This is a genomic window from Pseudovibrio sp. W64 (assembly GCF_001623145.1).
In the GTDB taxonomy this organism is placed as follows: domain Bacteria; phylum Pseudomonadota; class Alphaproteobacteria; order Rhizobiales; family Stappiaceae; genus Pseudovibrio.
Map to the genome: position 1 here is coordinate 2,989 of NZ_LMCI01000029.1, position 18,498 is coordinate 21,486.

Annotated in this window: 9 protein-coding genes and 2 pseudogenes; 2 read left to right on the forward strand and 9 right to left on the reverse strand. The window is 49.5% G+C overall.

The genetic code is table 11. The annotated features are described in order from the left end of the window. Positions 1-400, forward strand: a pseudogene (locus tag PsW64_RS27605) (calcium-binding protein); the annotation flags it as partial. A gap of 693 nt (positions 401-1,093) precedes the next feature. Here PsW64_RS27605 and PsW64_RS12600 read toward each other — a convergent pair. From PsW64_RS12600 to PsW64_RS12640, 9 genes and pseudogenes are all read right to left on the reverse strand, one after another. Beyond that, the gene (locus PsW64_RS12600) at positions 1,094-1,675 is read right to left on the reverse strand and encodes a hypothetical protein (protein ID WP_063303832.1); all 582 of its coding nucleotides are present in this window, start codon (positions 1,673-1,675) and stop codon (positions 1,094-1,096) included. Between the two features lie 290 nt (positions 1,676-1,965). After that, positions 1,966-2,271, reverse strand: a complete 306-nt coding sequence (locus PsW64_RS12605; protein WP_063303833.1) for a plasmid pRiA4b ORF-3 family protein — start codon at positions 2,269-2,271, stop codon at positions 1,966-1,968. Positions 2,272-2,409: 138 nt separating this feature from the next. Beyond that, a complete protein-coding gene (locus PsW64_RS12610; RefSeq protein WP_153042370.1) occupies positions 2,410-3,852 on the reverse strand; it encodes a calcium-binding protein in 1,443 nt (480 codons plus the stop codon). A 319-nt stretch (positions 3,853-4,171) separates the two neighbouring features. After that, positions 4,172-5,146, reverse strand: a pseudogene (locus PsW64_RS12615) (IS5 family transposase). A gap of 78 nt (positions 5,147-5,224) precedes the next feature. Beyond that, positions 5,225-6,136, reverse strand: coding sequence for a TauD/TfdA dioxygenase family protein (locus PsW64_RS12620; protein ID WP_063303835.1), 912 nt, complete (start codon positions 6,134-6,136; stop codon positions 5,225-5,227). A gap of 23 nt (positions 6,137-6,159) precedes the next feature. Next, positions 6,160-6,798, reverse strand: coding sequence for a hypothetical protein (locus PsW64_RS12625; protein ID WP_063303836.1), 639 nt, complete (start codon positions 6,796-6,798; stop codon positions 6,160-6,162). Beyond that, a complete protein-coding gene (locus PsW64_RS12630; protein ID WP_063288105.1) occupies positions 6,785-7,498 on the reverse strand; it encodes a hypothetical protein in 714 nt (237 codons plus the stop codon). Before PsW64_RS12630 ends, PsW64_RS12625 begins: the two co-directional genes overlap by 14 nt. Further along, positions 7,467-8,513, reverse strand: coding sequence for a GSCFA domain-containing protein (locus PsW64_RS12635; RefSeq protein ID WP_063303837.1), 1,047 nt, complete (start codon positions 8,511-8,513; stop codon positions 7,467-7,469). The genes PsW64_RS12630 and PsW64_RS12635 overlap by 32 nt, the downstream gene beginning before the upstream one ends. A 35-nt stretch (positions 8,514-8,548) precedes the next feature. Next, a complete protein-coding gene (locus PsW64_RS12640; protein WP_193757800.1) occupies positions 8,549-9,787 on the reverse strand; it encodes an MFS transporter in 1,239 nt (412 codons plus the stop codon). 392 nt (positions 9,788-10,179) lie between these two features. Here PsW64_RS12640 and PsW64_RS12645 point away from each other — a divergent pair, with 392 nt between their 5' ends. Beyond that, the gene (locus tag PsW64_RS12645) at positions 10,180-18,480 is read left to right on the forward strand and encodes a non-ribosomal peptide synthetase (RefSeq protein ID WP_063303838.1); all 8,301 of its coding nucleotides are present in this window, start codon (positions 10,180-10,182) and stop codon (positions 18,478-18,480) included. Positions 18,481-18,498: the final 18 nt, after the last annotated feature.

The following is an 18,498-nucleotide window of genomic DNA, read 5'->3' on the forward strand; positions in this document are numbered from 1 at the left end:
TGAGGGTTTTGAAACCACATCGCTCACAATCAATGGCAGTGATGCTGCAGAAGTGTTGAATGGCGGGTTGGATGCGGATGTCATCGCCGGGAATGATGGGGACGATGTTCTCTCTGGTGGGGCAGGAGATGATCAGCTAACAGGAGGTGCAGGCAATGACACCTTTAAGTTTACTGATGGTGAGAGCGGCCATGATGTGATTGCTGACTTTGAAGCCGGGGCTGGATCGCTTGATGTGATTGAGTTCGAGGGTGCTGTGTTCGCTGACTTTGATGCCTTGATGGCAGCGGTTGAAGACAGCGGGGCCGATGCAGTCATCACCATTGACGATGACACGACAATCACTTTGAAAGGTGTAAACTCTGCTGATTTACATCAGGATGATTTCACCTTTGTCTGATTAAGCCAGCTCTTACACAAGGCTCTCAGAGCCTTCCCTGAAAATAGCAAAACCCCGCTCAGTTTGAGTGGGGTTTTGTTTTGTCATCTGCTGGCAGGGCAGAAACGTTAAACAGAATAGCTCAAATAAGATCTGTCGGGATTACATCATCATCGTGCCCCCTGCTCAGGGTGACGAAGTAGACCTTCGCTGCAAGTGCAATGAGTAAATGATTACTCTTTAGGCGAGCGGGGCCACACTGCGACAAGCTAACTAAAATCGACCTATGGTTGAAACTATGCACTGGCTGTAAACAGCTTGATTTAGGTTGAATGACCGCTACTGGTCACAAGCGATTTGCTGCACCCGCGAAGGCAAATCGTGTGGCGTATAATTGCAATGGGGCTCTTCGGTATGAATCTTTATTACTAAAAAAACAGTTGCCGGGAGAGCCTGCACTGCGGCCAGTATGTAACTCTATTTTTTGAAAGGTAATTCGTATCGGCAGTTTTCTGCTGCTTGGAGTACTCGTCAGTATGATACTTTATTACTCTCCCACAGCTAGGTCCAGTCTCAGGAAAGTGAGCCTGTCTCACATAATGTGCGCTCGTTCTCAGTTAATTTGAGCCCAGCTGGATTTATAGTCTCAAATAAACTGAGCCCAAAATCGCGATGATCTCAAGCCCGCCACATTATGACCTCAAGTCCCTACACCTAGATGGGCAAAGGCTGATACGACCAATGAAGATCAGGCGTAAACACGCCGATAGACGCATCAAGTAATTCTGCTGGATTGAACATGTCGCTGAAATCGGCGCCTTGTTTGTATAGTTCCTTTATATCATCTGGTGTTTTATCAGGAAAATATTGCGCAATATCATCAAAAAAACCGCTTTGTTCCAAATATTCAATTTTGTAATCTGGATCATCTAATTTCGTTTGTGTTGTTAGCCAGGAATTGTATTCCCGTTCTCTGTTCTCTATCAAATTCTCGTAATAGATCTTGTCTTCTGGTGTTTGAGCCATGCTCATCAGAACGTTTAAACCATCTCCACCAGATTCATGTCTGGAAATGTGTGTTGAGATCCTTTTGTCAAAAGCGTCAAAATGATCCAACGCTTGATTAAGGCGCATTACAGACAATTCAAAATGTCCCTGGACGCGCTCTATTTCCTTGTCCCTGAAGGCAGGCTGCGACATAAAATCAGCAGACATTGGGGTGGCTGACAATCGTTGCGCGTTTTTTCCGATTGAATAACCGGTAGTGAAATATTGACTAAGATGATCAATTTGCATTGGTATGCCCCTTGCTGTTTAGGCTGCAATAAATTTTAAACCTTTTGCAAATCTCATACCAACTTTACTGTATGTAAGCGTTTGAAGATAAAGTGTATTTTTAATGCAAGAGATGGATCACATAAGCAAAAATTGCCGATAGGCAGAAAAAAAGTTTTTGCAAAAGCAAGAATGGGATGTATCGAGCATTCTGCCAGCCAAATTGCTGAAGTCCTTATGCATGAGGGGCTGGATTATACTCAGACCAAGGCGGTCTTTAAACTGGCCCGCGCCAAAGCCGGACTGTTTTTTTAGTGCCGCCAGCTTACGTTCAAATCATAGAAACAATGGAACTTCTCATTTTCCCAAAGTCCGAGTGATTGTAGTGTGAGATTGGCGGGCATCACACCAAGTTCCATGGAACCATAATGAACCGCGCCCTTGTCAAACATGAACAGGTGGATGCTCTCCCATCCCATGGCCACCTGCAACACACCGTGCAGTTCGCGCAAGCTGATATAGCTCGGCACGTGCAAACGTCGCCAAATCATTGGGCTGATACCAAGAAGGCGAACCTTGAGTTGAAAAACTGAAATGGACGGAGAACCTTCGAGCATGGCTTAAAGTGGCAGACAACTCACACTCCGACAACAATATCAGATCGCTTTCTCGCAACTGCCCCACACTTTTGGGTACTCTCCATCTAAGAGAAACACACTCAGGCCATGCATGGCCTGAGTGTGTACCGCTAATCCTTAAACCAGGAAGTCGCTTAGATCGTATTGAAGGTTATCACTGCCGACGATGAAATCGATGTGGTCGTCGCTGATGTAAAAATCTTCAAGGATCACACCCGTGTGTAGCATACCATCTTCAAAATCCGCTGTAGATGAAACAATCAAGTCATTACCATTTTTGACAAACGCCAGATCTGCGGCCGTAGTGGTTTGGAATCTAACAAAATCAAGTTCACCACCAGAATCCTTGATCACAGCAAATCCATTTTCAAAATGAAAAATAGAATCGTTACCGTCGCCGCCCTGGACTGTAGCGGTACCACTAGCAATCGCTATTGTATCGTCCCCTTCCCCGGCATCGATATTCGCGTTCACGCCATAAGTGAAGATTGTATCATTACCAGAACCACCACCAATCGTTGCGTTTAAGCCGCTGGAAGTGATTGTATCGTGTCCTTCGCCACCAAGCGCCAAGGAGTCATTGCCAGACACTTCAATAATGTCATTATCGGCGCCGCCATCAATTTGAGCGTTGGCCCCTGTGGAAGTGATCTTGTCGTCTCCCTCGTTTCCAAGAGCTACAGAGTTTTCACCACTGATATCAATCGTGTCATTGCCCAGACCACCAGTAACACCAGAATCGCGGCCCATAGCAGTGATAGTGTCATCCCCTGCCCCTCCATGAGCTGTAGATTCCCAACTTTTTTCGTCCATGATGATGGTATCATTATCGGCGCCGCCATCTACATACATGCCGGAGTGATATGTTTTGATGAAATCTTCGCCGCTCTCACCCCAAATTGTAGCGCCGTTGCCTTCAGCAACTATTTCATCGTTACCAGCGCCAAGATAAATTTCTAACTGGGATCCACGCGCAACAACGGTATCGTTACCACTGCCCGCCCAGACTGTGTTTTTATAGGCGCCCTCTGTAATAGCGATTGTGTCGTCATCCTCGCCAGCATCAACCTGGTTGAAAGCACCGTTGGATTCGATGATGTCATTACCTTCACCGCCAACGAGAATAGAATTTTCACCCCGTGAGCTGTAAAGCTGATCATCACCGGTCCCGCCGTACAGTTTATCTGTACCCCAGGTATTACGCTCATTCAGAAGATCATCACCGGACTCTCCAAAGAGAAGATCATCACCAGTCCCACCATATAGCCGGTCGTCGCCGCTGCCACCTTGTAACTGATCGTCTCCCTGATCACCGTAGATGTAATCTGTGCCCTGATCACCAAGCAGAAGGTCGTTATCGTCGCCACCACGAATAGTGTCCGAACCATATCCGCCTGTGATGGTGTCGCGGCCAGTTCCACCTTCAATTATGTCGTTACCGCCCAGGCCGTGCAGCTCATCATTACCGCCATGACCTCGCATATTGTCCGCTTCTTCGCTGCCAACAATAGTATTTGCCTGCTCGTTTCCGTCATAATAGCCCATGTGATTGCATCTCATTAAATCAACATTATGGTTGTGAAATAATTCAATTAAAGCAAAAGCTTATATTTGCTGTAACGACAATGCATAAGTAACTGATTCTCACGTAGGGCTATATTTAGAAAAATTAATCAAAATGGGTTTGGCCAATGAAACGGCTTTGTTGCAAAAATCAGCTGTTTCTGCGAAGAGGCCCCTTTCAACATTGCTTTGGTGATTTCATAAGTGCATCCAAAACCACTGCCAATACTGAGTAAGGAACTGTTTCAGGGATTGCACTGGCAGTGTTGCAATAATCAGGATCCGCGCACGGTTCCCCCACCCCCAAAAGTCGGGTTCACAAAACTTTCTCGAACACGGGGTGTCCGAGCGCTATCATTTTATTGAGAACGGCGACACCGATTTTAGCCTCCGTTCTCTGATTGTTAAATTTGCGTGACTTGAGTTTGTTCCCGATCACCTGCTTATAACGGCCCATCAGGGTTTCCCCTCGCGCCCTTTGACCATAGCCCGTTTGCTTCTGCCAACTCATCCGACCATTTGCTTTAATGGTGAGAATATCACGGTCACGTGCCGTGGGAGCAGTCGCAGCCTGAAGGCTGGGGACAGCAGTTTTAGGCGGTGGAATGATGACCTCGACGCCTTCAAATCGGCGGGCCAGCTCTTGCCTGCATGGTTCGCCATCGTAGGCTCCATCGCCCCTAAAAGTTGCAACTGGATCTTTGATCTGATCCAGCAGCCCAGACAAAGCGGTTGGATCGCCAACCGTATCCTTTGTCAGCTCACAGCACACAATTTCACCGCTTTGCAAATCCATACCAAGGTGCAATTTGCGCCAAGAACGACACTTTACCTTGTTTCCGTGCTTGGTTTCCTGCCATTCGCCGGCACCAAAAATCTTCACACCAGTGCTGTCCACTACCAGATGGACCAGCTTGGATTTGGGGGGCTGTCTGCCGTCGAAAAGTTGCAAGCCATCGGCGCGGCGCGAAAGTGTAGAAAAGTCAGGGACCGGCAGATCCAGACCCATCAACCGGAGTATAGAACGCACGAACCCTTGAGTTTACCTAAGGGCAAGGTCAAACACAGCCCTCAACTGCAAACAAGTCTCAATTGCTAGGTCGGAAAACTTGAACGGGCGGCCGCGGCGCTTGGTAGCTGGGGCAAACCAGTTCATGGCAACGCAGTCATCGATCCAGATCGTTATATCACCCCGGCGGCGTAAGCTGTCATTATACGCCGCCCAATTTGTCACTTTGTACTTATCTTTGGGGATCTTATGGCGGCGATCGGCATTGTGTTTAAATGGCATGAAAGAAGAATTGGCTGATAAAACGGTAAAGCCATTTAACCGCTAGCATATTTGTGCAACATAGCCGCTGCGAGGTATTTAGTCTGCTAACTCCATCTCCTTCATGACCCGATGAGGTTCTGCGGCGGCAGGTTGAGTGCCCAAAACAGTCACGCGTTCGCCAAAGCGGGAATATGGGTAATAGTCCCAGACTGCGCGATGCTGCGTGCAGCGATTGTCCCAAAATACCAATGTGCCCGGCTCCCAGCGTATACGGCAATTCAATGCCTGTTCGCGTTCAACGAGTTGAAAGAGCATGTTCAAAATGGCATCACTCTCCTCCTCGGATAAATTTGGGATATGCGTTGTAAAACCCGAGTTTACAAAAAGCATTGGCTTGCCTGTCTCAGGGTGCTTCGCAACTATTGGGTGCTCAGTTTTAGGTAGCCCTTCTGGTGGCGTAAAGCCCTTCCAAGGCACGGCTCCATCGTGAACTGCGGTGAGCCCAAGTAAGAACTCTTTCATCACAGGCGACAGCATCTCATAAGCCAGATGCATGTTCGCGAACAAGGTATCCCCACCGCATCCAAGCTCGGGTGTCTCATGCATGTACAACATCGAGCTATGCGAAGGGGCAGGATCAGCTGTGCCATCTGTATGCCAAACCTCTCCTGCTACAAATCGAGATTTCTTACCGGCACGGATTAAGACAATCTCTGGATCATCACCATCAATATCACTCAGTGGAAGAGCACGCAGTGTACCAAACTGCCGAGCAAATTCCTTCTGTTGGTCTTTGGTGAGTTTTTGATTGCGGAACACCAGGACGTGGTTTTCAAGAAAGGCACGGTGGATCTCAGCAAACTGCTCTTTGCTTACGCCTTCAGATAAATTTACTCCACAAACTTCAGCGCCAATGACCGGTGTAAGGCGGTCCAGCTGAATATGCCGGTAGGTTTCTCGAGGCGCTGCCGCAATACTTTCAATAGCTGTCAGAGCATGTTCATGCATGAAGTTCTCTCCCTGGAAAATAGTTAAGTAATAGTTTGGAGGCCTCTAACGAGGCGTAGCAAAGCTTCACAGTAACGCCTCTCCAATTCACCAAATGCATGAGCACACGCAAAGGCATAGGCCGAAGCTTTAAACAGGCTGAGGAGAGCAGTCGTATCTGCCCCCTGCAGCGAGCCATCAGTAAACAGTTTGGCGTTTATGTTGGAATGAACTTGCGCATTTGCCTGAGCAAACGCTTTGGTATTGGCTTCGCTGTTTAAAGTGCCATAATAATCAGCATAAGCTTCCGCAGAGCCAAACTCGCTCTCGATCATATCTTTATTGCCCGCGGCAAACTCAAGCGCACTGGAGTGTGAAACGCGGTAGGTTTTCTCCGCAACGAACGCAAGGCGAAACAGGACTAAGTAAGCATCTTCTAACGCGTTAAGCCAACACTCGGATACTGGCATATCCCCTATCGCCGCTCTGCAATGCATATCTTTGAGGCATTCCAGCTCACGGGTGCTTTCCCCACGCATCTGTGCTGCTTCAACTCCAAGCACCAGGACTGTTCGCCCCATATACGCATGGAGTCTCTGAACCGTACCATCGGTCAACAAAGACACGATACAACTCGCCAGATCAGCCTCAATGTGTATTTGCTCCAAATCACGCACCAACATGAGCTGATATCCTCTGACTGGAAAACGCATTCAAAATAGCCTGACCAAATGCAGTATTCCCGTGAATTGGGTCATTTTCCTGCGAGAAGTCTTCGTTCTGTAATTTATCGAAACCCGTAGTACCATCGCGAACGTCCAGAACCGGAAGGCCCAAGCGTTCTGCTTCTGCAATCATCACGTTTTGCGCTGCCTGGAAAACACTTGGCTCTGAAGTCTCAGGTACTTTCTGGGGAGGAAGAACGGCAATCACCTCAACTCCCATTTTGAGAACGGTGCGGTAGAAATCCAAAGCGCCCTGTGCCATGGCACAGATAAGGCCATGAAACAGAGGGCCTTCCAGAAAGGCTGATGGCAGCGTTCCGTCAACCTCCCTGTATATCTCCCAGTTTTCAGTGGTTGCGTAAAAATGCAGCGCAAAGCCGAAAGTGCAGAGCAGTGGAACCTTTACATCCTGCAGCGAATTTGCGTCGAGTTCCTCCAGAAAAGACCGATACATTTCATTGGCATAGCCACTTCGAAATGCCGGATCTTCATTAATCCAGTCAACAAAAGGAGCTGTGAACTCGCGCCCTGCTCCCATCGGACCACCAACGAACGGGACTCCAGCTTCCTTGGCCGCACGCCCAATTGCGCCAGCGTGGGAGTCTCCTAACAACAAGAACTGAATGTCATTTGTAATAGTCGAGTAGTTCTTCTTCACAGATGATATCCTCAGTTGGAAGGAGTGATTGCGTGCTGACGTCTGAATGGCCTTGCTGCATCTGATCAGCAGACGAAATGCCATTAAAGAAATGACCCATTACAAATCGGACGCCGGTTGGTGTGATCGTGCGCTTGTTGGGGTTGTAAAACACTCCATTCATGGGAGGAGAAGCAACCAGTTCGTAAGAGGGAAAGTACTCGACGTTCTCATTGGAGACTTCCAACTGCCCTGCCACAGCTCTCAGAACAGACTTGGTATAGGTGGAAGCTGTTAGCACATGATGCGTCGTGAATGTCGCCGTGACCGGAACCGGTGAAACGGTAAACACCAGACGCAGGTTGGGATTGTGTCTTCCTATAAGATCGATACATTTTTGAAAATCAGAGAGTATTTCTGCAAAGGCAAAATTATGCGCTTTATGCAATCTTTCATCAAACCGGCCTTTCACTGTGCCAGGGCACATAGGATAGACAACATCTGTTGCCGTATTGAGCCAGGCCTCTGTCAAACCCATAGTGAACACGAACAGATCAGCAGAACTTATCGCTTTGCGAATAGCCACAAGGGTGTCTTCACGTGATGCCCACATCGCTTGAGGGCTTTCAAAGCCATTTGGGGAAATATTGGGCCGGAATGGATCGAAGTACCGCTCTCCATTATTCCAAGTCTCTTTAGACTGGGGGACTTCATCAAAAGCCCATTGGAGCCATTGCAACAACAAACGTGCGGTATAGATGTTTCCTGTTCTGAATGAAAAAACGCCATAGTTGTGATCAAAGGCTTCCCGAGCGCTTAAACTGTCAGGCGCGGGTTCAGCATTGTGCCAGTTCATCCCTCGCCGCTGCAGTTCTTTGCCCATGTTCTGAGAGAAACAAGACCCGGCAGTTATTATGGCCGCATCTTTCTGTATTTGAAACTTCGGGGTCCAGACCTGCGAGATCGAGAAATAGTCTCGCTCTGCGACCGATGGGCGCCAGAATTTGTTGGAAGCCAGCGAACTGTACGGGTTCATTTCACACCACTCCTCACGTGAGATGGGTCAGCAGTTCAGCTGGCCTGCTCCGCAATTTTTTCTCTTTGTCTGGTTGCACTGAGCAGCCGGAAACCCAGGTAAGCTACCGGTACGCACATTATCGCGGATGTGAGGAACAATGGCCCTCCACCGATACGTTCAATCACCATTGCTGCAGCAAATGGCACCGCAGCAGCGCCCGCATTGGAAAGCATATAAAGGCCCATATAGCTGTTCCTAAGACGCACAGGAGCGGTGCGATCCACCACTGTGGCAAACAAAGGCATGGCGATAATTTCCGCCAATGTCGCAAGTGCTATCGCAACAAGCCACAACTCCCTTACTTCGGAGCGATTGGAAGCGATCACCAGCAGACCAAGCATCAGGAAAAAGAAAGCAGCAAGAATGGCCTTGTGTTCTTCAAGCTCAACCAGCCACTTCATCAAGAACAGATGGACGATCAAAACGACGCTCGTGTTTGTAACGTTGATCGAGGCAATAATCCCATTGATATCAGGCGTTTCGAGAGACATCAGGAAAAATGTGAGGGGCTCATCTATTTGTGCGTACAAGATGACCAGGAAGAAATTTGAGATAAACAATGTCAGAAAAAGACGATCCACTACTGCTGTTTTTAACAGTGTCGAAATCGGCATTTCCTCCCTGTCTGAGACAACAATGCTTGGCGCGACACTTTTCATTATGCAGAGCGCGAGAACAGCGTACGCAACCGCACCTGCGAGAAAAGCGAAGTTTGAGTTTTGGTTTGCAAACCATAGGCCGCACAAAGGCCCTAACGCACCTGCGATATTGACCAGATAGTAGCGTATGTGAAACAGCAGTGGTCGGTCTTCATCCTTCGCTGCGCAGTCCCCCAATGCAGATCGTAAAAGCGGCTCAAGTGCACCATTGGCAACGGACATGCCCACGATGACCGCAAAATAGATCTGCTCATCCCTTCCAAACGCCAGAACGCTATAGAGCCCTAAGATGCTCAAAGCACTGATCAGCATGATCGCGCGACGATTCAACTTGTCCGCTATAATCCCACTTACAGGCGAAGCAATAAGCGCAGCAAACGCTGACAGCGAAAAAACTACCCCAAGTTCGGCAATAGAGGTTCCGAAGTTTCGTGCCATGAGTACCGCGAAGAAAGGCCAGATCATGAACGATGCAAAGCGTGCGCAAAAGGTGCCAACCAGGATAGTTTTTGCTGGTCTCGGAAGTACCCAGAACTGACGCAGAAATGATTGCCGGTGACTTGGTACGGGCATGAACATAAAACCTGCTCGTTAATGAAGACGTTCGGCGCGGAAATTGCGCAGCGAATTAGTTGTAATAGAAAACTTCACAATTATTACTCGACCGGCCCCCTAGCTTGTCGATCATAACAATAATGAGATGCTCTCCCTCAAATATGAGTGGTTCATTTGTTTCCCCAGCACGCTAACAAGATGCCTTCAGATTCGAATTATAACTTGACTTTGTGATATATTAGAAAGAAAGTTTGAGCAATTAAAAATTTAATACCCGAGGCCTCAATGAATAAAATTCACCTTTACTTCCCTGAATCCGACCTAAACGGACGTGTGGACTGAGAGTAAGTACAAATAACTCTCAGTAATATAAATTTTTATTCAATTACACAATCAATGATAGTTGTTTCATGGAAGAAACCATTCCTCGCAACCAGGTTACGATGAACCCAGGTGACCTAGCCAATGTCGTGTCGCACATAGAACAAGTTGCGACGAAAAATGCTTCAAATCCAGCCTTAGTGGGGGATGGAAAGACTATCAGTTACCGCGAAATGCTTGGCGCAACAGCCCAACTTGCAAGCGTTCTGCAATCCAACGCGGTTGGGCCCGAAGTTACTGTTGCAGTGTGTATGCCTCGCACTCCAGAAGCCATAATAGCGTTGCTTGCCATTCATAAAGCTGGAGGAGTTTATGTCCCGCTGGACAATACTCTCCCACGCAAACGGCTTGAGTTCATGCTTAAGGACAGCAAGGCCAGTGTCGTTGTGTGCACTGACGAAACAGCGTCTCTTGTGAAGGAGTTATCTGCCGAGATACCGAACTCATTGCAGATCATTAATTATTCTAAGCTGGATCCAACCCCCTTCACTAGCAGCACAAGCCAATCGGTTAAACCAGATCAGCTTGCTTACATCATCTACACTTCAGGCTCTACGGGACAGCCCAAGGGTGTCATGATTGAGCATCGTGGTCTGCTAAATCTAGCCTTGGAGCAAGCGCGCTGTTTTGGTTTGGATGAGAGCTCTCGCGTCCTTCAATTCGCATCTTTAGGTTTTGATGCTTCAATATCTGAAATTCTGGTGAGTTTGTGCTGTGGAGCTCAGCTTCATTTTGCACCCGACGGCACGCTGTTAGCCGGAGATGCATTGAAGCACATTGTTAAAGACAGAAGTATTTCTCATCTAACAGTGCCTCCTTCTCTTGCCAGTCGCATGGACCCGTTGGATTACTCGAGCTTAAAGACAGTGGTGGTCGCGGGCGAGGCAATGCCGTGGTCACTCGTGGAACGCTGGTCCGGGCACGTTAACCTGATAAATGCATACGGTCCGACTGAAAACACTGTATGCGCAACACGTTACAAGAGCAGCGGTGAGACTGGTAGTTCGGATACAGTTCCGATAGGCAAGCCGATCTCAAACGTTGATGTCCATGTTCTCGATGATGATCTGAAACAAGTGAAAGATGGTGGGGTCGGCACCCTGTGGTTGGGCGGTATCGGGTTAGCCCGTGGATACAAGAACCAGCCAGATCTTACTGCGAAAGTATTCCGTTCCGTCCCCGGCATTGCAACTGGTCGGCTCTATAACACAGGAGACCGCGCGCGACGACTTGCAGATGGAACGCTGGAGTTCCTCGGTCGTCTGGATGAGCAGGTCAAGGTGCGTGGCTATCGTGTTGAATTGCAGGAAGTTGAGAAGTGTTTTTCTAAGCTTGAATGCATAGAGCACGCTCATGTTACCGCGACAACAGCCTACTCAAAAGACCCGGAAATACTCGCTTACTTCACTTTGCGAGATGGTGCTCTTGTCCCTGGCGTGGACGAGTTTAAAACCAACCTCTCCGCCTTCTTGCCAAACTATATGGTACCGAGCGCGTTTATTCACCTCGATGAGTTCCCTCTAAATGTAAATGGCAAGATAGATCGAAAAGCACTTCCAGCTCCTGACAGATATGCCCGCGGCGCGCAGTCAAATGAGCTTCCGAGCACAGAAACGCAACAGATCCTCGCGGGTTTTTGGAAAGATCTGCTCCACGTCGAAACGGTCTTTTGTAATGACACACTTCAAACTCTGGGAGGCTCTTCCCTTGATGCTGTTCAGTTTCTCACGCGGTGCCGTGAACGGTTTGGTCCAGTCCTCTCACTAGAAGACGTATTTACCGGAAAGACACTCAGCGAACTCGCGGCAAAAATCCAAACTTCAGAAGAACCAGATAGATCCGAGAGGTCTTTGACTGATTATGATCTGGAAAGAACCATCTTCCCCGTTTCTCATCAACAAAACGGAGTGTGGTTACTGGAAAAACTAACGCCGGGCTCTCTTGCATACAACGCTCAATGCCTGATCCGGATGCAGGGCAAAGTAGATGCATCCGCGTTGCAGTCAGCATTGGACCTGATTGTCGAGCGTCATGAGATTTTTCGCACCACGTTTCACGAAGATGCTTCTGGTACGACCTATCAGAAAGTTCATCAACCTGTGCCTGCCCAATTGGATCTGGTGGACCTGAACACCTCAATGGATAGCCCAGAGCTCTGGAAGGTTGTTGATCGCGAGGTCTCAAAACCCTTTGACACCAGCTGCTTGCCATTGGCTCGCTGGGTATTGTTCAAGCTTGATGAAGGCTCCTCCGCTCTCTTGCACATTGAACACCACCTTGTTCATGACGGTTGGAGCGCGAATATCTTTCTTTCAGAGTTTCTGGAGGCTTATGAGTCTTTCGCAGATGGAGCACTGCCCAATCTCGCGCCTGTCCCTGCCCAGTACCGGCATTACGTGGGATGGCAGCAGAGTGAGGACGCAGAGAGAACCTATGAAAAACAGCTGGCCTATTGGAAAGAACAGCTCTCAGGCGCCAACTTTACTCTCGCTCTCCCAACAGATGCCTCACGCCCAGAAACGATGTCGTTCAAAGGCAAACAGTCTCGTTTGGAATTAACAGGGTCGCTACTTCAAGAACTGGAAGCCTACTGCAAGGCCAGTGGCCACACAGATTATACAGTGCTTCTCGGTGTCTTCCATCTTCTACTCTCCCGCTACACAGGCCAAAAAGATCTGCTCACAGGCAGCGCCGTCGCTAACCGGAAAACCAGCTTTTCAGAACATATGCTGGGCATGTTTGTGAACAGTGTCGTTATTCGCTCTGATCTGACTAACAACCCAAGTTTTTCGGAGTATCTGAACCGACTGCGAAGCACACTCTCCAACGCTTATGACAATGAAGAAGTGCCGTTTGAACGAGTTGTCCGAGCGCTGCAGCCTGAACGGGACCTTTCCAGAAACCCCATTTTCCAAGTTGGTTTTAGTTACCACAACTCAAAGGTACCAGAGCTTGCGCGAGATGATCTGAACGTCTCGCTGTACGAAGCCTACAGCAACAACTCTGCCAAATTTGATATTGAGGTGGTCATTCTACCCCGTTCCTCTGACAGCTCTGATATCCCGGCGCTGACTCTTTTGTGGAACTATGCGACAGACCTCTTTCAGCCTCAAACCATAGAACGCATGCAGGAAAATTTCTTCGCATTGCTGGAGCAGTGTTTATCTGAGCCGAGCCTGTCAGTTGCCAGTTTCAGCACAGTTTGCGAAGAAGAACGAAATCATCTGCTCTCGCTCAGCGCGCCTACCCAACCGACCAAGACCAGAGCACCAAGTCCGGTCGTTCATAGACTGGAACAGCTCGCAAAATCCCAGCCTCAGCACACCGCGATCCTTCAGGATGAAACATCCCTTTCCTACGGTGAATTAGAAAAGCAAGCGTCATGCTTGGCCATGAAGCTACGTGTTCATGGTGTAGGTAAGGAGAAGCTGGTCGGCGTTTGTATGGAACGAAACGCCGATTTGATCGTGGCACTGCTGGCAATCTGGAAAGCTGGTGGAGCATATCTTCCAATCGATCCCGCACTGCCAGAAGCGCGGAAGGCCTTTATTCTCCAGGACAGTGCGCCAGATTTGATCTTATGCTGCCGTGCAACGCACCAATCTCTTGCAAGTTTGCCGGACAATCAAAATCTCTATGTTTTTGAAGATCTTGCAGAAACCACAGACCACTCAGTGCCGATGGGTCCTACGCTGGAGCCTGTCTGCGGTGAGGATCTTGCCTATGTCATCTACACTTCAGGATCTACCGGGCAACCCAAAGGCGTTCAAATTGAACATCGGCACATTGCCCGATTGATTGACACCTGCCAGCCACTGTTCAACTTCACATCTTCTGATGTCTGGTCCTTCTTCCATTCCTACGCATTTGACTTTTCGATTTGGGAGATATGGGGAGCTCTTTCTACGGGCGGCTCTGTTGCAATTGTGCCAGAGGATGTGCGCCGTGATCCCGCTCAGTTCTACGCTTTGTGCTGTAACCAAGGGGTAACAATTCTCAGTCAAACACCTTCCGCCTTTCGTGCTTTCATGACGGCACAGGCCGAAGCTGTCACGCCACATGCATTGCGCTCAGTGGTGTTTGGAGGTGAAGCCCTTGCAACGCCGATGCTCAAAAACTGGTTTGATAATCCTGGTAATGCGGGCTGTCAGATGGTGAACATGTACGGGATCACAGAAACCACCGTACATGTTTCCTACAAAGAGCTCACAGCTGAGAACATTCATCACTATTCAGAAGGCAGTCCCATTGGTCGCCAGTTGGATGACCTGAGCCTTCATGTATTGGATGATAACCTCATGCCTGTGCCCTTCGGTGCAGTCGGAGAGTTATATGTCGGTGGAGCTGGCGTTGCACGAGGCTACCTTAACCGTCCTGCCTTAAACGCGCAGCGGTTCATTGAGAATCCGTTTCTACCCGGTGATCGCCTGTATAGAACAGGGGATCTGGCTAGGTATGCAACTGACGGCACCTTGTTGTATCTGGGCCGCAATGACAGTCAGGTGAAAGTGCGCGGATACCGCATCGAACTGGGCGAAGTCGAAGCCGCTCTCGCCACCCACGGTGAGCTTCAGCACGTTGTTGTCACCTGCAGAAATGAGGCCACAAGTGATGCCCTGCTGGTCGCTCACTATGTGCCCGTGGCACAAACGGCAGGATTGGACACCAACACGCTCCATTCTTTTGCAGCTAATCTTCTGCCAAGCTACATGGTGCCCTCAGTATTCGTGGAGTTAGAAGCACTACCGCTGACCCAGAACGGTAAACTGGATCACAAAGCGCTTGAAAGATACGACGTTGCACAGACCAAAAGCAAAACCTTTGCAGACCCAGAGGGGGACCGCGAAACGCTGTTAGCTCAGGTTTGGGCGGAGATCCTAAAGGTCAAACAGGTTGGCCGCTTTGACAACTTTTTCGAGCTTGGTGGTCACTCACTCTTAGCTGCAAGAGTGCAGGCCGCTCTGAATGCAAAAGGCTTCCATCTGGCAGCGGTGGATTTGCTACGAAGGCCAGTGCTCAAGGATCTTGCGCACCACATTCAATCCAGCGTTCAACAGAGCGCAACTGCTGGAAAAACCGGCACCAAACAAAGCCCAATGTCTATCTCCGGCCTTTCGCAAATGCAGATCGAGCATATTGCAGGGTCGGTGCCCGGTGGCATCCAAAATGTAAAAGACATTTACCCTCTGACACCATTACAGGAAGGTATTTACTTCCATCATCGGCTTTCAGAACAAGGGGACCCATATCTGCTCTGGGGTCTGATGGCATTTGAGACCGCTGAAGCATTGCAGAGCTATCTTGTTGCCCTACAGAAGGTCATGGATCGCCACGACATTTTGCGCACAGTGTTTGTGTCCGAAGGGCTGGAAAAGCCACTTCAGGTTGTTCTCAAGACTGTTGAGCTGAAAACCTGCGAGTTGGAGACTGATAGCCTCGAAGGGGCTGGAGATGCAGTTGCAAAGCTTCAGGCCTTGTTTGATCCACGAGTAACAAAAGTTGATCTTCGCGAGTCTTCCCTTCTTCGCGTTCACTATTGCTATGATGCTGACAACAAACGCTGGTTGGCTCTCAAACTGTTCCACCACATTATCGACGACAACACATCGCTCAAACAGCTGAATGCTGAGGTCAGAGCATTCATGATGGGGCAAGGTGAGATGTTGCCTTCCCCTGTTCAGTTTGGAAAATATGTTGCGTTCCAACAGGGGCAGAGCCGCAAGGAGGACACACACAACTTCTTTCGTGACCTGTTCACTGGGTTTGAAAGCGCCACGGCACCCTTCGGTCTTACAGGTGAGCATGTTCATGGTGCGGATCTGGATACTGATAGCAGCAGTACCGACAGCGCGCTGACTGCAGACATCAAAGAACTTGCCAGCCGATTAGGGGTGAGTACGGCTTCAGTATTTCACTTCGTCTGGGCTCTGGTCATGGCAAGGTGTTCTGGGCAGGAAGATATTTGCTTTGCCACAGTTCTCCTTGGTCGATTGCAGGGGCTCGAAAATGCTGAGCGGATATTGGGGCCCTTCATCAACACCCTCCCCTTGCGCATCCAGCTTGCTGAACGGGATTGGGTGAGCGCCCTTCGTGCTGTCCACCAGACACTTGTCGATCTGATGCACCATGAGTTCTCCTCGCTAACCGATGCGATTGAAGCCAGTGGGGTGGACCGTGCTACACCACTCATCACTTCGTTGATCAACTTTCGCCATGCCGAGCTTCTGTCGGATGGGTCTCAAGGCACCTCTCATCGCGACTTACCAGGCGCCACGTACCTCGCCGGCCATTATGGCACCAGTTACCCGTTCAACCTGACAATTGATGACTTCGGAGGGACATTCAAAGTTCAGACACAGGCCCCACATGGTTGCAATGCATCTGCACTTTTGAGGATGACACTGGAGGCGCTGCAACACCTCACAAAAGTCTATCCAGAGGCTGAAACGACACCAACACATCAACTTGTTGGTTTGGATAGGGATTTGGAGACCAGGCTCCATGAATTTGCAGCAGGGCCAGAGTTTTCGGAGAGTTCAACCACACTCCATGGCGGCTTTGAAGTCGCTGCTGCAGCGCACGGTGGTCAGGTTGCCTTGATCACTGATGAACTCCAACTCACTTATGCTCAGGTGAACAGTCGGGCCAACAAGCTTGCCAGATACCTGGTTTCCAAAGGCGTTGGATATCAAGACCGTGTTGCGGTGTGCATGCTAAAAACCGCTGATGCCGTAATCGCGCTCCTCGCCATCCTGAAAACCGGCGCAGCATATGTCCCAATCGATGCAACCTATCCCTTTGAGCGCATCACTTATCTGATTGAAGACAGTGCTCCGGCTCTGGTTCTGTGTGACGATGTCACCCTGCCTCAAATGACAGAGATGGATGTTTCTGAGAAGCTGATCAATCTGGATCAGCCTGATCCATGCTGGCAGGTGCTTGGCGAAGACAACTTGAATGTATCGGTTTCCCGCGAAAACACAGCTTATGTGATCTACACCTCTGGCACCACGGGCAAACCTAAGGGCGTGATGGTACCGCACAAAGGTCCGGCTAATCTCGTTGCATGGTTCCAGCAGCAAGATCAAATCACCCAGCAAGACAGAGTTCTCCTGTCCACCTCTCTCACCTTTGACATCTCAGTGGTTGAGATATTCGCCAGCCTTACCTGTGGTGCAAGCCTAATTGTGGCAGACCGCTCCCGCTTACTGGAAGGTTCGTATCTGGTTGAACTCATAGGTGAGTATCAGGTCACAGTCTGTCAGTTTGTCCCTTCTTTGTTGGGCTTCTTCCTGTCGTGTGAAGGGGCTGACACTTGCTCGAACTTGCGGTCTGTGCTGTGCGGTGGTGAGGCCTTTTCTTCCCATCTGGCAAAGCGCTGTTTCGAAATACTGGGGCCCGTACGGCTGCAGAACCTTTATGGACCTACTGAGGCAAGCATATATTGCACAGCGCAAGAGGTTGAACATCACGCAGATTATCCGCCAGTTGTTCCTATAGGCCGCCCCATCGCAGGCATGACGATGTATGTTCTGGATCAACATCTGGCACTTGCCGCCCCCGGTGTGGCGGGAGATCTTTATGTTGCTGGCCCAGGTGTTGCAGCCGGATATCTGAACCGCCCTGAACTCACAGCAGAACGTTTTATTGATAGCCCGTTCAAAGCTGGAGAGCGCCTTTATAAGACTGGTGATGTTGGGCGCTATCTGAAAGATGGCACCATTGAGTATTTAGGGCGAGATGACTTCCAGATCAAAGTGCGTGGCTATCGGATTGAGCCCGGCGAGATCGAACATGCCTTGTGTCGGAGCGAGGGCGTGTCCAATGCTGTCGTCGTGGCCTACGAGGATCAGGCCAAAGACACGCAGCTGGTTGCCTATGTATGCCCTGATAAAGGCGTTGGCCAACTAGATCCTGCTGCATTGCGTACCATCCTTGCCAGCCAATTGCCGGAGTATATGGTGCCGGGGCTTTATGTGCAGCTGGATACCTTGCCTTTGACGTCTAACGGCAAAATAGACCGTAGCCAGCTTCCTGAGCCCGATAGCGGCAGCGTTCAGCCGATCACCAGTTACGTGCCTCCTGAAACCCCAATGGAAGAGGAGCTTGCACGTATCTGGGCCGAAGTTCTGCAGCTGGAGCGTGTCGGCATACGCGACAACTTCTTCGACATTGGCGGACATTCTCTTCGAGCCACACGCATTATTGCCCGAATGCATGATGTGTTGGGAATGGAAGTGCCGCTGCGCATCTTTTTCGAGCGCCCCACCATTGAGCAGACACTCGATTACATTTTTGAAGAGCTGGAAGCAGCCGAAGAATATTCCTGACGCAGAAGCAGATTGTCA

Coding starts and splice junctions, on each gene's coding strand:
- PsW64_RS12625 (WP_063303836.1), bottom strand. CDS start 6,798: ATGTTGGTGCGTGATTTGGAGCAAATACACATTGAGGCTGATCTGGCG.
- PsW64_RS12635 (WP_063303837.1), bottom strand. CDS start 8,513: ATGAACCCGTACAGTTCGCTGGCTTCCAACAAATTCTGGCGCCCATCG.
- PsW64_RS12640 (WP_193757800.1), bottom strand. CDS start 9,787: ATGCCCGTACCAAGTCACCGGCAATCATTTCTGCGTCAGTTCTGGGTA.
- PsW64_RS12645 (WP_063303838.1), top strand. CDS start 10,180: ATGGAAGAAACCATTCCTCGCAACCAGGTTACGATGAACCCAGGTGAC.
- PsW64_RS12600 (WP_063303832.1), bottom strand. CDS start 1,675: ATGCAAATTGATCATCTTAGTCAATATTTCACTACCGGTTATTCAATC.
- PsW64_RS12620 (WP_063303835.1), bottom strand. CDS start 6,136: ATGCATGAACATGCTCTGACAGCTATTGAAAGTATTGCGGCAGCGCCT.
- PsW64_RS12610 (WP_153042370.1), bottom strand. CDS start 3,852: ATGAGATGCAATCACATGGGCTATTATGACGGAAACGAGCAGGCAAAT.
- PsW64_RS12605 (WP_063303833.1), bottom strand. CDS start 2,271: ATGCTCGAAGGTTCTCCGTCCATTTCAGTTTTTCAACTCAAGGTTCGC.